This is a genomic window from Nocardia vinacea NBRC 16497 (assembly GCF_000308835.1).
GTDB classification, from domain to species: domain Bacteria; phylum Actinomycetota; class Actinomycetes; order Mycobacteriales; family Mycobacteriaceae; genus Nocardia; species Nocardia vinacea.
The window spans coordinates 1-18,207 of record NZ_BAGN01000218.1; the positions used below are offsets into that span (position 1 = coordinate 1).

The 18,207-nt window shown below is 66.3% G+C and carries 17 protein-coding genes and 1 pseudogene; 5 read left to right on the forward strand and 13 right to left on the reverse strand.

Annotation, left to right across the window (positions count from 1 at the left end; all coding sequences use genetic code 11):
- From ON44_RS30330 to ON44_RS30355, 6 genes are all read right to left on the reverse strand, one after another.
- Positions 1 to 1,957, reverse strand: a 1,957-nt coding sequence (locus ON44_RS30330) for a CocE/NonD family hydrolase (RefSeq protein ID WP_040696310.1), incomplete at its 3' end; no start/stop codon positions are given.
- Between the two features lie 314 nt (positions 1,958 to 2,271).
- The gene (locus ON44_RS30335; protein WP_040696279.1) at positions 2,272 to 3,009 is read right to left on the reverse strand and encodes a phosphoglyceromutase; all 738 of its coding nucleotides are present in this window, start codon (positions 3,007 to 3,009) and stop codon (positions 2,272 to 2,274) included.
- Positions 3,010 to 3,060: 51 nt separating this feature from the next.
- Positions 3,061 to 3,966, reverse strand: a complete 906-nt coding sequence (locus ON44_RS30340; RefSeq protein ID WP_040696312.1) for an ROK family protein — start codon at positions 3,964 to 3,966, stop codon at positions 3,061 to 3,063.
- Between the two features lie 145 nt (positions 3,967 to 4,111).
- Positions 4,112 to 4,615, reverse strand: coding sequence for a type III secretion system chaperone family protein (locus ON44_RS30345; protein WP_040696313.1), 504 nt, complete (start codon positions 4,613 to 4,615; stop codon positions 4,112 to 4,114).
- Positions 4,612 to 6,048 carry a D-inositol-3-phosphate glycosyltransferase gene (mshA, locus tag ON44_RS30350; protein ID WP_174415167.1) on the reverse strand — a complete coding sequence of 479 codons (1,437 nt, stop codon included), beginning with the start codon at positions 6,046 to 6,048 and terminating at the stop codon, positions 4,612 to 4,614. Before mshA ends, ON44_RS30345 begins: the two co-directional genes overlap by 4 nt.
- Positions 6,049 to 6,223: 175 nt before the next feature.
- Positions 6,224 to 7,045, reverse strand: coding sequence for an alpha/beta fold hydrolase (locus ON44_RS30355; RefSeq protein WP_040696282.1), 822 nt, complete (start codon positions 7,043 to 7,045; stop codon positions 6,224 to 6,226).
- A 203-nt stretch (positions 7,046 to 7,248) separates the two neighbouring features.
- On the opposite strand from ON44_RS30355, the gene ON44_RS30360 reads away from it, so the two are divergent.
- Both ON44_RS30360 and mscL read left to right on the forward strand, forming a co-directional pair.
- The gene (locus ON44_RS30360; RefSeq protein WP_040696285.1) at positions 7,249 to 7,983 is read left to right on the forward strand and encodes an SDR family NAD(P)-dependent oxidoreductase; all 735 of its coding nucleotides are present in this window, start codon (positions 7,249 to 7,251) and stop codon (positions 7,981 to 7,983) included.
- Between the two features lie 192 nt (positions 7,984 to 8,175).
- A complete protein-coding gene (gene mscL, locus ON44_RS30365) occupies positions 8,176 to 8,622 on the forward strand; it encodes a large conductance mechanosensitive channel protein MscL (RefSeq protein ID WP_040696287.1) in 447 nt (148 codons plus the stop codon).
- Positions 8,623 to 8,683: 61 nt separating this feature from the next.
- On the opposite strand, the gene ON44_RS30370 is transcribed toward mscL, so the two are convergent.
- The 5 genes from ON44_RS30370 to ON44_RS30390 form a co-directional block, all read right to left on the reverse strand.
- The gene (locus ON44_RS30370; protein ID WP_083898227.1) at positions 8,684 to 11,152 is read right to left on the reverse strand and encodes an ATP-binding cassette domain-containing protein; all 2,469 of its coding nucleotides are present in this window, start codon (positions 11,150 to 11,152) and stop codon (positions 8,684 to 8,686) included.
- 178 nt (positions 11,153 to 11,330) lie between these two features.
- Positions 11,331 to 11,741: a VOC family protein gene (locus ON44_RS30375; RefSeq protein ID WP_040696320.1), complete on the reverse strand. Its 411-nt coding sequence runs from the start codon at positions 11,739 to 11,741 to the stop codon at positions 11,331 to 11,333.
- Positions 11,742 to 11,761: 20 nt separating this feature from the next.
- Positions 11,762 to 12,196, reverse strand: a complete 435-nt coding sequence (locus ON44_RS30380; protein ID WP_040696290.1) for a helix-turn-helix transcriptional regulator — start codon at positions 12,194 to 12,196, stop codon at positions 11,762 to 11,764.
- A 38-nt stretch (positions 12,197 to 12,234) separates the two neighbouring features.
- Positions 12,235 to 13,479: a L,D-transpeptidase gene (locus ON44_RS30385; RefSeq protein ID WP_051182609.1), complete on the reverse strand. Its 1,245-nt coding sequence runs from the start codon at positions 13,477 to 13,479 to the stop codon at positions 12,235 to 12,237.
- 102 nt (positions 13,480 to 13,581) lie between these two features.
- On the reverse strand, positions 13,582 to 14,688 hold the full coding sequence (locus ON44_RS30390) for a UDP-N-acetylmuramate dehydrogenase (RefSeq protein WP_373283220.1): 1,107 nt from the start codon (positions 14,686 to 14,688) through the stop codon (positions 13,582 to 13,584).
- A 25-nt stretch (positions 14,689 to 14,713) separates the two neighbouring features.
- On the opposite strand from ON44_RS30390, the gene ON44_RS30395 reads away from it, so the two are divergent.
- Positions 14,714 to 15,199: a DUF2505 domain-containing protein gene (locus ON44_RS30395; protein WP_040696293.1), complete on the forward strand. Its 486-nt coding sequence runs from the start codon at positions 14,714 to 14,716 to the stop codon at positions 15,197 to 15,199.
- Here ON44_RS30395 and ON44_RS30400 read toward each other — a convergent pair.
- Entirely contained in the window at positions 15,171 to 15,716 is a 546-nt protein-coding gene (locus ON44_RS30400; RefSeq protein ID WP_040696305.1) for a VanZ family protein, read from the reverse strand. The genes ON44_RS30395 and ON44_RS30400 overlap by 29 nt on opposite strands.
- 120 nt (positions 15,717 to 15,836) lie before the next feature.
- Here ON44_RS30400 and ON44_RS30405 point away from each other — a divergent pair, with 120 nt between their 5' ends.
- Positions 15,837 to 16,358: a DUF2505 domain-containing protein gene (locus ON44_RS30405; protein WP_040696306.1), complete on the forward strand. Its 522-nt coding sequence runs from the start codon at positions 15,837 to 15,839 to the stop codon at positions 16,356 to 16,358.
- Positions 16,328 to 17,131 carry a class I SAM-dependent methyltransferase gene (locus ON44_RS30410; protein ID WP_245567397.1) on the forward strand — a complete coding sequence of 268 codons (804 nt, stop codon included), beginning with the start codon at positions 16,328 to 16,330 and terminating at the stop codon, positions 17,129 to 17,131. The genes ON44_RS30405 and ON44_RS30410 overlap by 31 nt, the downstream gene beginning before the upstream one ends.
- 92 nt (positions 17,132 to 17,223) lie before the next feature.
- On the opposite strand, the pseudogene ON44_RS30415 reads toward ON44_RS30410, so the two are convergent.
- A pseudogene (locus ON44_RS30415) lies at positions 17,224 to 18,207 on the reverse strand (hypothetical protein); the annotation flags it as partial.

Consider the following 18,207-nt stretch of genomic DNA (forward strand, 5'->3'; position numbering starts at 1 on the left):
GCATCGGCAGTACCGGCAGGCCCTTGGGGAAGTTGCCCGCGAAGACATCCACGCGCAGGCGATGGCCCGGCTGCAGAATCGCCTCGGTGGCGGGCAGGGTGATATCGAGGGTCGTCTCCTCCCCTGGCACGGTCGGCTGACGCAGGTCGAGCGAGGTGTAGGGCCGCGGATCGTTGTAATCGCCACTGACGGACCGGGTGCTGTTCGCCTCGTCGACCTGACGCAGCGACGCCATCAACTGGCCGGAGGAGAGCACGGTGGACTGGCCGTCCGGCGCGACATCGTTCACTGTGACCACCCAGTAGCCGTCGGTCGCATCCTGAACGGTATTGAGGTGCGCGGCGATTCGGCCGGAGATGGTGGTCGGCTCGGCAACCGGGGCGCTGGTGAAGGTCAGCCCGTTCAGCTCGGCGATCCGGGAGTCCTTGGCACAGCCATCGATGATCGAGAGGAAACCCGCACTACCCTGCGCTGCGTCGTTGGAGCACAGGGTAGTCAGGCCTGGCGCGACGGTGAGCCGCGCCGAGTCCGGGCTCGCGGCGGCGAGCAACGATCCGTCGTTCAGGCTGTTCGCTGTGCCACTTCGGTTGGCAGACAGGTACATCCGGCGATACTCGGCATCCTCGGCACCGGTCTGCGGATCGGCGAACGAGTCGGTGGTGATCCAGCCGCCGCCCTGCTGCCGCAAGGTGATCGGGCCGTACTGATCGATGCCGTTGTCGATTCCCTTGAGCCACTTGTCGAACCACGCGCGCTGCAGCACATCCAGGCGCGGCGGCAGGCCGGGCTTGCCGTATTCATTGCCCGAGTTGATGTGGTACGTATTGCCCATCAGCAGCTGTTTCTGGCCCGCGGGCAGCGGAATCTCGTTGTAGATCTTGGATTCCGAGTAGGTGAACAGATCGTGCCAGCCACCGGTGACGAAGGTGGGCACCTCGATCTTGCTCGGATCGCTGAGCCAGGCCGCGCGCGACGCCGACGAACCGGTCAGCAGTTCCTTGGCGCGCGGGTCCAGGTCCTCGATCCGGGTGGTGCTGTAGACATCGAGCAGCACATCCATGAAGGTGAACGGATCCTTCGCGCGATCGGCGAGCCACTTCATATCGAACTGTCCGTTGAGTATCGACGCGACATCCGGAACCAGCTTGAGGCCGTTGATGGCGGTCAGCCACAGCGGAATGAAGTTGAAGCCGAAGCCGCCGCCGGGTGCGAGCACATCGTTGACCAGGTCACTGCCGGGCACTACCGGGAAGATCGCCTTCAGCGCGGGCGGATGCATCGCGGCGACCTGGATCTGGTTGATGCCCGAATAGGACAGGCCGTTCATGCCGATGCGGCCGTCGGACCACGGCTGACGCGCGGTCCAGTCGATCACCTCGTAGGTGTCCTGCTGTTCGCGCCGGCGCAGCATGTCCCAGGTGCCCTGGGAGAAGCCGGTGCCGCGCACGTCGACCACGACCTGGGTGTAGCCGCTCTTGATGAGCTGGCGGTCGACGGCGAAGTTGCGCAGTTCGCCGCCACCGAAGGATTTGGTCAGATCGGTGACGCCGGACAGCGGAGTGCCGCTGAGGTCGATCCGGCGAAACAGTTCGATCAGCGCATCGGACAGGCCCGGAATGGACATTGCGCTGTCGGCGATGTTCGAGACCAGTTTGGTGTACGGGGTCAGGTTGACCACCGTGGGCGTCGGGGTGTCGATCGGGCGACCCGCCGCATCCGCCGGACGGTACACATTGCCCTTCAGGACGGTGCCGTCGCTCATGGTGATCGGAACATCCCACTGGATATTCACATTCGGGTACTGCTGGGGTCCGTCCTCGGTCGCGGCCCAGGCGGCGCCGGCCGCGCCACCGTCGGGACCGGACGGCGCCGACGCGGCGATCGCGCTCTGGGTGACGAATGGAATGAGCACCGCCGTGGCGACTGCCGCCACGGTGGCACGCAACATTGTCTGCATCAGGGGTGATCCGCCTCTCGGACTGGTCGAACGACCAGAGCATACATACCGACGGGTAGGTTCGAATTTCCGGCTACTTGACTTGTACGTCGAATACTGGTTCACATACAGCAATCAACGCCGCATTACACCTGTACAAGGCGGAGAAAGTCCACCCCAACCTGCAGAATTCACACTAACCCAAGCGATCGCAGCTAACTGATCGCGACCCGCACCCCAGTGCCTCCGATCGAGGCAAACGGCATGTCACCGCCGGAAAATAGCAACGCGCCGCGACCGATATCGGTCGCGGCGCGTTGTATCGAGGTAGGTGCTTATTTACCGCCCTGGCCGGCGACGGCCGCGGCGCCCGCGGCGGCGGCCTCGGGGTCCAGATATTCACGCGGACGGACCGGGCGCAAGTTCTCGTCCAGCTCGTACCGCAGCGGGATACCGGTGGGGATGTTCAGCCCGGCGATATCCTCATCGGAGATCCGGTCCAAGTGCTTGACCAATGCGCGCAGCGAATTGCCGTGTGCCGCAACGAGAACGGTCTTGCCCGAGAGCAGATCCTTGGAGATGGTCGACTCCCAGTACGGGACCATCCGGTTCACCACGTCGAGCAGGCATTCGGTCTTCGGGACGTCGACGCCCTGGTAGCGCAGGTCGCTCTCCTGGCTGTACTCGTTCGACGGGTCGATCGGCGGCGGCGGAGTGTCGTAGCTGCGCCGCCACAGCATGAACTGGTCGTCGCCGTACTGGTCGCGGACCTGCGCCTTGTTCTTGCCCTGCAGATCGCCGTAGTGGCGCTCGTTGAGGCGCCAGTCGCGCACGACCGGGATCCAGTGCCGGTCAGCGGCGTCCAGCGCGATATTCGCGGTGCTGATCGCGCGTCGCAGCACAGAGGTGTAGACGATATCGGGCAGAATGCCGTGTTCGGCCAACAGTTCCCCGGCGCGCTTGCCCTCGGCGATGCCTTTATCGGTCAGGTGCACATCCACCCAACCGGTGAAAAGGTTCATGGCATTCCATTCGCTCTCGCCGTGGCGCAGCAACACGAGGGTGTACGTCATGCAGGCCATTCTGGCATGTACACGAACCGGGCTCGCATCCGTTCCCACTGCTCAGGAGATGGCATCGGCCGTATCGTGGCCCGCGGCGAGCACACCCGCGCCAACCAAGGTGGCGCCATTGGTGATTCGCGACGGCACCACCTGCAGCTCGCGCAGGAAGTCCAAACCCGCGTGCCGGGTCAGTGCCGCGCGCAGTGGTTCCCACAGCGGTTCACCCGATTGCGCGAAGCCGCCGCCGATCACCACCCGATCGATGTCGAGCGTCGAGGCCGCGGAGGCAATCGCCGTGCCGAGTGCGGTTCCGGCCCGATGCAGCGCGGCGAGTGCGATCTCGTCGCCGGTGTGCGCGGCCTTCGCCAACCCGGCGCCGGTCTCGCCGCGCCAACCCTGTTCGCGTGCCCAGCGCACCGATGACATACCGCTGGCGATCGCCTCCACGCAGCCGACGCCGCCGCATTCACACGGGACATCCCAACCCGGCACCACGATGTGGCCGACGTGTCCGGCATTGCCGGTGCGCCCGAGCACCACCCGCCCGTCGGCGATGATGCCGCCGCCGATGCCCGAGGAGACCGTCATGGCCAGGCCGTTCGGAATGCCGCGCAGCGCGCCGACGTGATGTTCGGCCAGCGCCAGGCAGGCGCCGTCGATGGCGAATCGCACTGCGGCGGAAGGGAACAGCCGCTGCACCTCGGCCACGATCGGAAAGCCAGGCTTCCATTCCGGAATGTTCAGCGGCCTGGTGATACCGGTGCGCACATCGACCGGCCCGGCCGAACCGATCCCGACCGCCGAAACCGTCGCGTCACCGGCCACCTCCAGCAGCAGGTCGCGGCACGTCGGCCACACCGATTCCCGAGGCATATCGACCCGCCGCACATCGCGCACCTTCCGGCCCGCGTGAACCACACCGGCGGCGAATTTCGTCGCACCGATATCCAGAGCAAGAACCATCATCGCCGGGCAGCCTTCCTGTACCTCACGGCCCATTCCCACCGCGCGATTGTCGCCTACGTCGAGCGCGGATACTCCAGCCTTCGTGTCGCTATCTCCCTTGCACCCGCTATGGGAGGTGTGCACCGGCGACTACGGGTGTGCCGGCTCAGGGCTGGTCGGCGGCCTCGACCAGATGCTCGAAGGCGCGCAGGTTCTGCAGGGATTCGCCGCGCGATACACGCCACTTCCATTCCCGGCGAATGGATTCGGCGAAGCCGAGTTCCAGCAGGACATTGAAGTCGGCGTCGACGGCCTCGAGGAGCTGGCCGAAGATCCGGTCCAGTTCATCCGGGGTGACGGCGTGCGTGGCCATGCGGCCGACCAGGTAGATATCGCCGACGCGGTCCAGGGTGTAGGCCACACCGTAGAGGCGGCGGTTGCGACGCAGCAGGAATTTGTAGACGCCCTCGAAGTTCTCGTCGGGCTTGCGGCAGACGAACGATTCGATCCGCAGTCCGTGCTTGCCGACGGTGAGCATCACGGTGGTCTTGAGCTTGCGCTCACCGGGCAGGATGACGACAAACGTCTCCTGGCTGGGATGGGTGTACTCGATTTCGCGCTCGCGCAGCGTTTCGTCGATCAGCTGTGCGGTCGCGGCTGCCGTGCTCATCGGTGCGCTCCCGTCCGGCGGCGCCACAGCGCCCGCGATCTGGCCTGACTGCTCTCGCCGAGAAGAACAGCACTGCGTTCACCGGTGAGGCTAGTGCGTTCCTCCGGCAGCTCGGCCCGCGCGGCCTCGAAGACCTTGCGGCGGCCCGCACCGAGACCGGCGCGCACCGCACGGAAATCGGCCAGCGCTGCCGAATAACTGGCGAGCAGTCCGTCCGCGGTGTGCTCCCAGGAGAAATGCCCGGCGTGCTCGACCGCGCGCAGACCCATCCGACGTAGTCGCTCGCCGTCGTCGAGCAGCCGGCCGAGGGCATCGGCCCAGTCCGGGGTCCGATGTCCGGGGACGAGCAGGCCGGTCTCACCGTGACGCACGGCGGTGCCGAGCCCGCCCACATCGGCCGCGAGCACCGGGGTGCCGCTGGCCTGCGCCTCGATGGCGACCAGACCGAAGGATTCGTTGTAGCTGGGCACCGCGACCACATCGGCGGCCCGATACACCTGGACCAGGCGATCCGGCGGCTGCGGCGGCAGGAAGGTGACATGCTCGGCGATGCCGAGCGCGGCGGCGAGTTCGATCAGTGAATCGGGGCGCTCCAGTCCGGTACCGGACGGTCCGCCGACAATGAGCACCCGCAGCTTGCGTGCCGGATCACGGTACAGCAGCTCGGCGGCCGCCCGGACCAGCACATCCGGGGCCTTGAGCGGCTGGATGCGGCCGATGAACGCGACGATCCGCTCGTCGGCGGCCAGACCCAATTCGGCTCGGGCCGCGGCCCTTTCACCGGGACAGTAGCGAGTCAGATCCGCGCCGGGCGGCACCACATCGATGCGGTCGGAATCGGCGCCGTACAGCTCGACGAGCTGGCGGGCCTCCTCCGCGGTATTGGCGACCATGCGATCGGCCTCCGCGATCACCTGCTTCTCGCCGATCTCACGGGTCACGGGTTCGGGGCAATCCCCCTCGGCCAGCGCCGCGTTCTTCACCGCCGCCAAGGTGTGCGCGGTGTGTACCAGCGGCACCCGCCAGCGGTCGCGCGCCAGCCAGCCGACCTGACCGGATAGCCAGTAGTGCGAATGGACGAGGTCATAGTGTCCGGGCAGGTGTCTGGCCTCTTGGCGCAGCACCTCGGCCGTGAACGGGCACAGCTGGGTCGGCAGATCGTGCTTGTCCAGCCCCTCGAACGGGCCCGCCACCACATTGCGCACCAGAACCCCCGGGACCGCCTCCTGGACCGGCGGGACGTTCGAGGAGGTGGCCCGGGTGAAAATCTCGACCTCGGTGCCGCGTCGGGCCAGCTGAATGGCGGTTTGCAGGACATAGACGTTCATGCCGCCTGCATCGCCGGTCCCCGGTTGAGCAAGTGGTGAGGTGTGCACCGATAACACGGCAATCCGATTCGGCCGTAGGTCCGGGCGTTGACTCACACCATCCATAGTGCACGTTGAATTGCCCAACCCAGACACCGTAACCGGGCCGAGTGACAGTCGTCACAGCAGTTTCGTGAGGGTTCTCACGCGCGGTGCAAATATCTGCCCGGCGCTGATCTTGGCACCGGGACACGACAAGTCTGCTCGAGCCGAGCGTGCGGCGCCAGCGAATTTCGGACGGCTAATTCAGACCGTCGATGAACGCGCTCACCTCGGCGACGAAGCGGGCCCGATCCTCGATGAACAGCCCGTGCTGTGCGTCCTCCCAGAACGAGCCGCGGCCGTCGGGCACCGCGTCGAGGATGTAGCGACCGTTCTCGATCGGCACGACCGGATCCTTGGTTCCGTGCAGGACCAGCACCGGAATGTCCAGGGCACGTAGCGTTTCGGTGTTGTCGACGGTCCGGTAGAACAGCGCCTTGCGCACCCGAGGCGGCGTACCGAGGCTCGCACCGAAGATGCGCTGGGCATCGACGCCCTTGTCCGGACCGGGTCCGGTATTGGCATTGCCGAAGGCACCGAACGCGCGCAACGCACGACCCGCACTCTCCTCGAAGACCCCGGGCATGGCCTCCTGCATGGCCGAACCGGTCTCCGCACCGGGTGCGCGACCGATATTGGCCATCGAACCCGAGTAGATGACGCCCGCGACCGCGCCGGTGCCGTAGGCGGTCAGGTAGTCGCTGATCACGATGCCGCCGTAGGACCAGCCGAGCAGCACCGCATCGGATCGGATGCCTTCGGCGGCGAGCACCGCGGCGATATCGGCGGCCCAGTTCTTCGGATCGTCGTAGCCGGTCTCCGGGGCGCCGGAGTAGCCGTGGCCGCGCAGGTCGACGGCGAGCACCCGGAAGCGCTCGGCCAGCTCGTCCGCGGCCGCGCCCCAGCACTGCAGATTGGCCGACCAACCGTGCACCAGCACCAGCGGCCTGCCGTCGGCCGGGCCGCTGACCCGATAGACGATGCTCGTTCCGTCCGCACTGACCGCTTCCCGAATAGCCATGCACCGAGGCTAGACTCCCCCGCCTCCCGCGCCTTTCGCCGGTCGTAAGTGCCACTGACGCCCTGTCGCGGGCCGGCGGTCAGCGGCCTGGCCGACTTCTGGATGTACCCGGCGAGTTACCCATGTACTCACGAAATCAGGTCCTGCGTTGCATGCGGCAGCCGCGGTCTTCGACGATTACCCGGCATTTAGGATCGAAAGTTATGAGCATTCGCACTGCCGTCGTGACCGGAGCCAGCTCGGGAATCGGGGAAGCCACCGCCCGGGAACTCGCCAAACAGGGCTATCACGTGGTCGTCGGTGCGCGCAGGCTCGATCGGTTGCGGCGCCTCGCCGACGAAATCGGCGGCACCGCACTCGAACTCGATGTGACCTCGGAAGATTCCGTACGCGCGTTCACCGATGCGATCGAGAACGCCGATGTGCTGGTCAACAATGCGGGCGGTGCGAAGGGTCTGACCCCGGTGGCCGAGGCGGATCTGGACGACTGGCGCTGGATGTGGGAAACCAATGTGCTCGGCACGCTGCGGGTGACCAAGGCATTGCTGCCGAAGCTGATCGCCTCGGGCGACGGGCTCATCGTCACGATCACCTCGGTCGCCGCCTTCGAGGCCTACGACAACGGCTCCGGCTACACCTCGGCCAAGCACGCACAGGCCGTACTGCACCGCACATTGCGTGGCGAACTGCTCGGCCAGCCGGTGCGGCTCACCGAAATCGCGCCCGGCGCAGTGGAAACCGAGTTCTCGCTGGTGCGATTCGCTGGGGACGAGGAGCGTGCGGCCAAGGTGTACGAGGGCATTGATCCGCTGGTCGCGCAGGATATCGCGGAGATCATCGGGTTCGTGGCGTCGCGACCGTCACATGTGAATCTGGACCAGATCATCGTCAAGCCCCGTGACCAAGCCGGCCCGGGACGCTTCGCTCGCCGCGGCTGACGGAATCGAAATCGGTTGTCACCAAAGAGGCGACAACCGATTTCGCAAGTACATGGGTAACTCACCGGGTACGCCCAAAACCTGACTGACACCAGACCGCCGACCCGGATGTGAACTCGAATGGCACCCGACGACCAGCAAAGGTGCGGGGAGGCGGACAAGCATTTAGACCAGATTGGAGTAGCTCGGCTCATGCTCAAGGGTTTCAAAGATTTCCTGATGCGCGGGAACGTTATCGATCTTGCGGTCGCGGTGGTCATGGGTACCGCGTTCACCTCGGTGGTGACGGCGGTGACAAAGGGGATCATCAATCCGCTGCTCGCGGTATTGGGTAAGACCAATGAGCTGGGACTCGGCGTTCAGCTGGTCTCGGGTAAGCCGGCCACCTTCATCGCGATCGGGCCGATCATCACCGCGCTCATCGACTTCGTGCTGGTCGCCGGGGTGCTGTACTTCGTGCTGATGGTGCCGATGAAGACGCTGAAGAACCGCTTCGGCACCGCCAAGGTGGCCGAGCCGTCCGAGATCGAATTGCTCATCGAGATTCGCGATCTGCTCGCCAAGCAGCAGAAGGATTCGGGCGTCGACACCGAATCGTTCGGTAAGGACGGTTCGCTCGTCAAGGAGAACGCGCGGTAATTGCCAAGCGCCGAATATGTTTCGCCCCCGCACGGTTCTCCCGAGCGGGGGCGATTTTCATTCAGGCGCCGACGTACGCCGCCAGGTGTTCGCCGGTGAGGGTGGCGCGCTCGGCGACCAGGTCGGCGGGCGTGCCTTCGAAGACGATCTTGCCGCCGTCGTGGCCCGCACCGGGACCGAGGTCGATGATCCAGTCGGCATGGGCCATTACTGCCTGGTGGTGTTCGATGACGATGACAGACTTACCCGAGTCGACCAGCCGGTCGAGCAGGCCGAGCAGCTGTTCGACATCGGCGAGATGCAGGCCCGTCGTCGGCTCGTCGAGGACGTAGACGCCGCCCTTCTCGGCCATATGGGTGGCCAGCTTGAGCCGCTGCCGCTCGCCGCCGGACAGCGTGGTGAGCGGCTGACCGAGGGTGAGGTAGCCGAGCCCGACATCGGCGAGCCGGTCCAGGATCTTCTCCGCGGCCGGTGTGCGCGCCGCGCCGTCGCTGAAGAACTCCTGCGCTTCGGTCACCGACATCGCGAGCACCTCGCTGATATCGCGGCCGCCGAGGTGGTACTCGAGCACTGCGGCTTGGAACCGTTTGCCCTCGCATTCCTCACAGGTGGTGGCGACACCGGCCATGACCGCGAGGTCGGTGTAGATGACGCCCGCACCGTTGCAGTTGGGGCATGCGCCCTCGGAGTTGGCGCTGAAAAGCGCAGGCTTGACGCCGTTTTCCTTCGCGAATGCCTTGCGGATCGGGTCGAGCAGTCCGGTGTAGGTCGCCGGGTTGCTTCGTCGCGAACCGCGGATCGCGCCCTGATCGACCGACACCACGTCCGTGGAGCTTGCGGAGCGGCCATTGAGCTGAGCGGCGCTTGCGGGGATGGAGCCGTGCACGAGCGAGCTCTTGCCCGAGCCCGCGACGCCGGTGATGACGGCGAGCACGCCGAGCGGAATATCGACATCGACATCCCGCAGGTTGTTGGTCGATGCACCGCGAATCTCCAACGCGCCGTTGGACTTTCGTACCTTCTTCTTCAGCGCGGCGCGGTCGTCGAAGTGACGGCCGGTAATGGTGCCGCTGCCGCGCAGCCCATCGACGCTGCCCTCGAAGCAGACGGTGCCGCCGCCCGTACCCGCGCCTGGACCCAGGTCGACGATGTGGTCGGCGATGACGATCGTCTCCGGCTTGTGCTCGACGACGAGCACCGTATTGCCCTTGTCCCGCAGCCGCAGCAGCAGTTCGTTCATCCGCTGGATGTCATGCGGGTGCAGCCCCGCGGTCGGCTCGTCGAATACATAGGTGACATCGGTGAGCGAGGAGCCGAGGTGGCGGATCATCTTGACGCGCTGCGCCTCACCACCCGACAGCGTGCCCGCGGGCCGTTCCAGCGACAGGTAGCCGAGTCCGATCTCCACGAACGAGTCGAGGGTGTGCCGCAGCGAGGTCAGCAGCGGCGCCACCGACGGTTCCTTCAGCCCGCTGACCCATTCGGCCAGATCGCTGATCTGCATGGCGCAGGCGTCGGCGATGCTGATGCCCTTGATCTTCGACGATCGCGCCAACTCGCTGAGCCGGGTGCCGTCGCATTCGGGGCAGATCTGGAAGGTGACCGCCCGCTCCACGAAAGCGCGGATATGCGGCTGCAGCGCGTCGACGTCCTTGGACAGCATCGACTTGCGGATCCTCGGGATCAGGCCCTCGTAGGTCAGGTTGATGCCATCGACCTTGATCTTGGTCGGCTCCTTGTGGAGCAGATCGTTGAGTTCGCGTTTGTTGAACTTCTTTATCGGCTTGTCCGTATCGAAGAAGCCGCAGCCGGTGAAGATGCGGCCGAACCAGCCGTCCATGCTGTAGCCGGGGATGGTGAGCGCACCCTCGTTCAGCGATTTGGTGTCGTCGTACAGCTGGGTCAGATCGATGTCGTTGACCGAACCCCGCCCCTCACAGCGCGGACACATGCCACCGGTGATGCTGAAGCTGCGGCGCTCCTTCACCGTCTTCCCGGCGCGCTCTACCGCGACCGCGCCCGCGCCGCTGATCGAGGCGACATTGAACGAGAACGCCTGCGGCGAGCCGATATGCGGCTTGCCGAGTCGGCTGAACAGGATGCGCAGCATGGCACTGGCGTCGGTAGCGGTGCCGACCGTGGAGCGCGGGTCGGCGCCCATCCGCTGCTGGTCGACGATGATCGCGGTGGTCAGCCCGTCGAGCACATCGACCTCGGGCCGCGCCAGCGTCGGCATGAAGCCCTGTACGAAGGTGCTGTAGGTCTCGTTGATCAGCCGCTGGGACTCCGCGGCGATGGTGTCGAATACCAGCGAACTCTTGCCCGAGCCGGAAACACCGGTGAACACCGTCAAGCGGCGCTTCGGAATTTCGATGCTGATGTCTTTGAGGTTGTTCACGCGCGCGCCGAGCACGCGGATCAGATCGTGGCTGTCGGCAGCGTGCGTTTGCGTGTCCGTCTTTTCGGCCGTGCGCCCACCCGTCACCCGGCCACCACCCCTCACGGAATCGCTTCGCGATGCGGTGCTCATCTGGTCTCCATCTGGTTGCGCGGGCCGCATGCGCGGTCTCCGTCGGAGTCGACTAGCTCGATCTAATCAGCTTCGAGCAGTGCGTTTCGGTACTTGTACGGCGGCGGTCGTGGCAATTCGGCTCGACGCCGGTGACCTGCGGTCGCCACCGGTGTCGAGCGCTGCGATTGCCCGAGGCTCAGCTCAACTGCTGGATACGGACCATGTTTCCGGCGGGATCGCGGAAGGCACAGTCGCGAACCCCGTATGGCTGATCGGTCGGCTCCTGGACGACCTCGGCATTGGTGGCTTGCACCTTCTCGAAGGTGGCGTCGACATCCTTAGTAGCCAGCAGGATGCTGGCGTAGGTGCCCTTGGCCATCATCTCGGCGATGGTGCGGCGCTCATCGTCGGTGATGCCGGGGTCGGCAGCCGGCGGGTGCAGGACGATGGAGGTACCGGGCTGGTCGACCGGGCCGACGGTGAGCCAGCGCATCCCGTTGAATCCGACGTCTTTGCGCAGCTCGAAGCCGAGGGCGTCGCGGTAGAAGGCCAAGGCGGCCTCCGGGTCGTCCTGTGGGAGGAAGCTCGATTGAATGATGATGTCCATGGCATTCACGCTAGTTGCGCCTAGGTGACCGGCGCTTCTCGATTCCTGATCGGTCTTGTCACCCGTTTCACGACGAGCGTCGGCAGATCCACCGTGGCGTGCTCGGCCTGCTCCCGGTAGGTGCTGGGCGGTACGCCGACCAGTTCGGTGAACCGAGTGCTGAAGGTCCCCAGCGATTGGCAGCCGACCGCGAAACAGACCTCGGTAACGCTGAGATCGCCGCGCCGCAACAGCGACATCGCGCGCTCGATGCGCCGCGTCATCAGGTAGGAGTACGGCGACTCGCCGTAGGCGAGCTTGAACTGGCGGCTCAAGTGACCGGCCGATATGTGCTCGTCGCGGGCCAGCCGCTCGACGTCGAGCGGCTGCGCGTACTCCCGGTCGATCCGGTCGCGGACACGACGCAGGCGAGCGAGCTCGCGCAGGTTGTCCTCCGTGGCTGGTCTGCTGGTCACCTGACCGATCGTCGCATGTCGCGCCGGGTTTGCCTAGCTCAGCGACCGCCGGCGGGCAGCGGCGGCACCGGTGTCGCGGACACCGGATTCTTGGGCTCGCCCTGCAATGCCGACAGCCCGGTCCAGGTATTCCAATCGATGGTCCAGTCGTAGAGATCGCCATCGGCGGCCGACAGCGCGATCGACGTGCCGGTCACCTCGACCGGATCGCCGTAGAGCGCGGTCGGGAAGTAGGCCTGCGCGTCACTCGGCGACAGGTTGATGCAGCCGTTGGTGACATTCGAAGAGCCCTGTGCCGAAAGGGATTCCGGATTGGCGTGGATGAATTCGCCGTTATTCGAGATGCGTACGGCCCAGCGTTCGCGAACATTGGTGTAGAACGGCGGATTCGACATCATGAAGTCTTCGTACTTCTCGGTGACGACGTGCACACCGGAGCGGGTGACATTGCGCGCCTCATTGCCCTCGCCGTAGCTGACCGGGATATCGACGACGACCTGTCCGTCGCGCACCACCTGCATCCGATGGCTCGGTGCGTTGGCCTTGACGATCTGGCTGCGGCCGATGCGGAAATCCGAAGTGAGATCGGAATATCCGTAGTTTCCGCCGCCGAGATCCAGGCCGTAGAGCTTGGCCGCGACGTGCACGGTGGTGCCGGGCGCCCAGTAGTCCTTCGGCCGCCAGTGCACGCGCGAGCCGCCGTTGTCGTCCGGGAGCCAGGCCCACGCACCCTCGGTCGGCGGATTGGTGGTGATGGTGAGCGCCTTCTCCACCGCGGCCTTGTTCTGCACAGATCCCTTGAACTGCAAGATGATCGGGGCGGCGATGCCGACTTCCTGGTTATCGGCGATATTGAGCGTCGCGGGGAAGGTGTTCTTCGGTGCGAGGGTGGTGAAGGTGCCGTCGATCGCGACCGGCTTGCGGTCGGCGCCGGCCGCGGTGCCGGACCAGGTGTATTTGGCGTCGTAGCCGAGCGGTTCGGTGGTCTGGTAGCTGTGCTTGTCCGCGGCGAGTTCGCCGGCGACCTGCTTACCGTTGGCGTTGGTCAGCGCGATCTGATCGATGGTGCCGTCGGTGACGGTGACCGAGATCGGTGCGGTCGGATTGACGTTCTTGGCGTCGGCGCCCGGTGTCAGCGTGACCTTCGCAAGGGGGGTGTTGTCTTTGGCGGAGTCGCTATTTCCGCCCTTGTCTGACGTGCATCCGGCCACCAGCGCGACTACCACGAGCAACACGGCGGAGACGGCGGCGGCCGGTCTGCGGATGACTGGACGATGGCTCACTTCATCGAATTTACGCGGCGAAAACCGCCCGACCGGCCTGCTGACCCTTTCGAGCGACCTGCAAGCAGTCGCTAGCGGCGAGTGTGGTGTCCGTTTCACCGTTTAAAGAGCGACTCCGATGGGTACCGGCTCCGGTTCCAGCCGGATACCGAATCGCTCGGCGACACCGTCACGGACCGTGCGGGCCAGTGCGACCAGATCGGCGGCGGTCGCGCCGCCGCGGTTGGTCAAGGCCAGCGTATGTTTCGTGGACAGTCGGGCCGGGGCGTCGGGGCCCGGAAAACCCTTGGCGAAGCCCGCCCGCTCGATGAGCCAGCCCGCGGAGAATTTGACGCCGTCGGGGGCCGGATAAGTCGGGATCGTGACGTCGCCCACATGGGCGATGATCGCAGCCTTCACTGCCTCGACACGGCGGTCCGGAACGACCGGATTGGTGAAGAACGAGCCCGCACTCCAGGTGTCGTTATCGGCGGGGTCGAGCACCATGCCCTTGCCCGCGCGCAACTTCAGCACCGCCGCCCGCACCTGATCGGTAGGCCGGGAGTCACCGTTGCCCGCACCGAGTGCGTTCGCGAGCTCGCCGTAGCGCAGCGGTGCGCTCGCGCCGTCGGGGTTGAGTGCGAAGTCCACCGCGAGCACCACGGCGGTATCGCGGTGCTTGAGTGCGCTGGTGCGGTAACCAAAGCCGAGTTCGGCCGGTTCGACCCAGCGGATCTCTCCGCTCGCGCGATCCAGCAGGCGCACCCGGCGCAGCAGGCTTTCGACCTCCACGCCGTACGCGCCGACGTTCTGTACCGGCGTCGCACCGGCCGATCCGGGAATGCCCGACAGACATTCCAGCCCGCCGAGACCGGCCCCGATGGTGGCCGCGACCACCGCGTCCCAGTTCGCACCTGCCTCGGCGACCACACCGTCCGCGCCGATCTCGACCGCCTCGTTGCGCACCAGGACCACGACACCGTCGAAGCCGTCGTCGCCGATCAGCAGGTTGGATCCGCCCGCGAGCAGCAATAGTGGAATGCCCGCGGTGTCCAGCGTCCGGACCGTCGCGACCAGCGCTTCGGTCGTCGCACATTCCACGACCGTGGCAGGACCGCCGACCCGCAATGTGGTCAGCTCGGCCAGCCGCACCGACTCGCGCAGCCGCGCACCGCTATCGACCAGCAGCTCGCGCAGCTGGTCCGCCGACACCACCCGTGAAGTTCGCACGCCCCAGACGGTAGCGTGTTCGACCATGGCTACACCCCTGGCGTACACGGCTCGCTACTCGTATCCGGTTGCCGCGGTACGCGCGGCCTTCGCCGATGAGCAGTACTGGAAGGACCGCATCGCCGAAGTGGGTGGCGATAATGCCCGGCTGGATTCGGTCAGCGTCGATGGCGACCAGGTCGAGGTCGAGATGGTGCAGGTCATCGCCGCCGAGCTGCTGCCGGCCGCGATCACCGCGGTGCGGCCCGGCGATCTGATCATCCCGCGCACCGAGAGCTGGACCGGCGATTCGGCCACCTTTACCGCGCGAGTGGAGGGTGCGCCCGCCGAGGTCCGCGGGGCCATCGAGCTCACGGCCGACGGCTCCGGTTCGGTGGCTGAGACCAACGGCACCATCGAGGTGAAGATTCCGCTGTTCGGCGGGAAGATCGAGGCCGCCATCGCGGAGCGGTTGACCGAACTGCTGGCGAACGAGGAAGAGTTCACGAACAACTGGCTCGCCCAGCACTGAACTTGGTCGGCAGGGCCTCTGGTGAGCCCGACACCCACCAGCGATTCGATGCGAGTCCGGCGAGCAAGGCTCCGGTTGCGTTGACGAGGACATCGTCGACAGACGAGTGGCGGCCGATGCCCAGTACGAACTGCGATACTTCCACCACGCTGGATAGCACCGCGCCGACCAGCAGCAACCGCCATGGGTTGGCGAACCACGCCCAACGCATCGGCAGCAGAAAGCCGAGCGCGGCGAATACCAACAGATTTCCGCCGAGCTGCTCGACGACTCGATCGTCGCGCAGCTGATCGATCAGATCGCGCAGCGGCACCGCATTCACCGAACGGCCGGTGCCCGCCGGGGTGAGGACCATCCACAACCACGGCGCGGTGCCGATCACAATGCCGACCTCGCACAGGGCATTGCGCCACGAACCCCGCCGCCGCGCCAGCCACCACGCGACCGCAACGGCGAGCGGCAGTGCCGCGATCGTCGCCGTGATCACCCCGCCCCACGCCTCCCACGTCCTGTTCATATTGCGATTCTGTCCGGACGATGTGCGGATTCCGCGTGGCGTGGGGGTGGCGATTGTGCGAATCCCCAGACCTACCGCCGAGCGATGCGGCGGCAATCGGTCCCGGTAACGTAACCCCTCATGGCCCGCAGACTGGACTATTCAGCCCGCTTCCCGCTGCACACCACCAAGGAGCTGTACGCGGCGCTGTCGACCCGGGGGTACTGGGACGACCGGTGCGCGGAGATGTCGAAAATATCGCCGGGCAATGAGGTCGCCGGCCTCGATGTCAGCGAATCCGGTATCGATGTCGTGCTCAACCACATCCTGCCGCGCGACATGCTGCCGGAGATCGCGCAGGCGGTCATGCGCAAGGACATGGTCATCACGCGCAAGGAGAGCTGGGGACCGTTCGACGAGAACGAGTCCGTCGGCAAGTTCTCCGCCTCGATTCCGGCCGGGCCGGGCAGCCTCGGCGGCACCATTCGCCTGTTCCCCACCGATACCGGCTGCACCATGCGGTTCTCCTCCGAGGCCAAGGTGTTCATCCCGATGGTCGGCCCGCGACTCGAACAGCTGATGCTGGTCAACCTGGTCGACCTGTTCCGCGCCGAGGCCGAGCAGACCGTGAAGTGGCTGGAAGAGCAAAACCCGACCCGCTGAGACCGGTCGGCACCATCACCAGGGGGACCACCGGTGTCAACCGATTACGGCGCAGCGACCGCTGGCTGATCCACGACGAACTGGTCACCGGTCGACTGCGCGATGCCGCCGATCCGCTGGTCGTCGACCTCGGCTATGGGGCCAGTCCGTGGACCACGCTGGAGTTGGCGGTCCGGCTGCGCACGGTCCGCGCGGATGTGCGGGTGGTCGGGCTGGAGATCGATCCGGAACGGGTGGTGCCCGACCGCGACGGCGTCACCTTCGCCCGCGGCGGCTTCGAATTGGCCGGGCTGCGACCGATGCTGGTGCGCGCGTTCAACGTGCTGCGCCAATATCCGGAAACGGCCGTTCCCGATGCGTGGACCACCATCCTGTCCGGGATGGACCCGGACGGTCTACTCGTCGACGGCACCTGCGACGAGCTGGGCAGACGCTGCGCCTGGGTGCTGCTGGATCGATCCGGACCGCTCTCACTCACCCTGGCCTGGGATCCCTTCACGGTCGAGCGACCGTCCGATATCGCCGAGCGCCTGCCGAAGGTGCTGATCCACCGCAACATTCCCGGCGAGCCGATCCACGCGCTTTTGTCGGCCGCTGATCGCGCATGGGCCCGTGCCGCCCCACTCGCCCCCTTCGGCCCCCGAGTGCGCTGGCGCGCCGCAGCAGAATACCTACGCCACGACGGCTTCCCGCTCCACACCTACCGCCGCCGCATGCGCGACTGCGTCCTGTCCGTCCCCTGGTCCACCGTGGCACCCAACACCACCCCGTAGATCAAGATCAGGTGGCACTGGTGGCGGGGGCTTCTCGCCCGATGCCGCCATAGATTCCACCTGATCTTGAAAGGCGGCGCACGCCTGGGGTGTTAGGGGCGGAGGAGGAGGGTGTGGGTGTAGCCGGCGAGGGCTGCTAGTGGGAGGATCGAGGGCGGGTCGTAGGGCTGGCGCCAGAGGCCGCCGTGGGCCGCGCCTGCTACGAATATGCACTCGGGGGTGGTGTCGGTGGGTTCGGGTGGGGCGAAGAGGTCGGCGACGAGTTTGGCTGCGAGGAGGGTTCGGGCGGTGTCTGGGTCGAAGACCTCTATGCCGAAGTGGCGGGCGCCGCGGTAGGAGGCGGCGAGAGAGCGTTGGGTGCGGAGGGATTTCGTCCTGGCGGGTGGTGCGACGGCGCAGGAGACGGTGCGGCCCGCGGTGTGCGCGAAGACGGTGCGCCAGCGCAGGAGGCGTCGGGCCAGTGCGTAATTCGGGCCTTGGGCTGGGAGCAGTGCATCGGCGACGCTCCAGGTCGCGCCGAGGTGATCGGGGTTCGTGGTGCGGTAGTTGGGCCGGTACAGGGCCGATGCGCTGAGCACGCGCAACACGTGCGGGCCGACACCGCGCTCGCGCAGGCGGGCGTGCGCGTCCGCGATGACGTCCTCGGGCACGGCATAGCAGTCGGTCGGCGAACCGAGGTATGCGATGGCCGCGTCATCGCGGTGCTCGAGCAGATCCTCGACGAGGACATCCAGCGCGGCGGCCAGCCGAACCCCTTGCGGTCCGGGAGCATTCGCGTACAGCCCGAATACCGGGCGGGCGTCGTGGTCGAACTGCGCGCGAATCCAATGCACCAACGCCGGGAACTGCCTGGTGATATCCGCACCGGGTCCCACCGTGACGGGATAGCGCAGCCGTCCCGCTCCCGCCTTCGCGATATCCGAAATCTCGCGCCACCGCTGCGGTCCGGGCAGGTCTATCGCGAGAACGTCAGCACCCCACCGCAATAGCGGCCGCAGCGGGCCGAGTTCGGCCGCCGCCCCGGTGACGATCACCCGGAAACCGGGCAACGACAACCATTCCGGATGATCGATCAC

What these genes read in the sequence shown, in the direction of transcription:
- ON44_RS30335 (WP_040696279.1), bottom strand. Translation starts at nt 3,009, where the DNA reads ATGACGTACACCCTCGTGTTGCTGCGCCACGGCGAGAGCGAATGGAAT.
- ON44_RS30340 (WP_040696312.1), bottom strand. Translation starts at nt 3,966, where the DNA reads ATGATGGTTCTTGCTCTGGATATCGGTGCGACGAAATTCGCCGCCGGT.
- ON44_RS30345 (WP_040696313.1), bottom strand. Translation starts at nt 4,615, where the DNA reads ATGAGCACGGCAGCCGCGACCGCACAGCTGATCGACGAAACGCTGCGC.
- mshA (WP_174415167.1), bottom strand. Translation starts at nt 6,048, where the DNA reads ATGGATGGTGTGAGTCAACGCCCGGACCTACGGCCGAATCGGATTGCC.
- ON44_RS30355 (WP_040696282.1), bottom strand. Translation starts at nt 7,045, where the DNA reads ATGGCTATTCGGGAAGCGGTCAGTGCGGACGGAACGAGCATCGTCTAT.
- ON44_RS30360 (WP_040696285.1), top strand. Translation starts at nt 7,249, where the DNA reads ATGAGCATTCGCACTGCCGTCGTGACCGGAGCCAGCTCGGGAATCGGG.
- mscL (WP_040696287.1), top strand. Translation starts at nt 8,176, where the DNA reads ATGCTCAAGGGTTTCAAAGATTTCCTGATGCGCGGGAACGTTATCGAT.
- ON44_RS30370 (WP_083898227.1), bottom strand. Translation starts at nt 11,152, where the DNA reads ATGAGCACCGCATCGCGAAGCGATTCCGTGAGGGGTGGTGGCCGGGTG.
- ON44_RS30375 (WP_040696320.1), bottom strand. Translation starts at nt 11,741, where the DNA reads ATGGACATCATCATTCAATCGAGCTTCCTCCCACAGGACGACCCGGAG.
- ON44_RS30395 (WP_040696293.1), top strand. Translation starts at nt 14,714, where the DNA reads ATGGCTACACCCCTGGCGTACACGGCTCGCTACTCGTATCCGGTTGCC.
- ON44_RS30400 (WP_040696305.1), bottom strand. Translation starts at nt 15,716, where the DNA reads ATGAACAGGACGTGGGAGGCGTGGGGCGGGGTGATCACGGCGACGATC.
- ON44_RS30405 (WP_040696306.1), top strand. Translation starts at nt 15,837, where the DNA reads ATGGCCCGCAGACTGGACTATTCAGCCCGCTTCCCGCTGCACACCACC.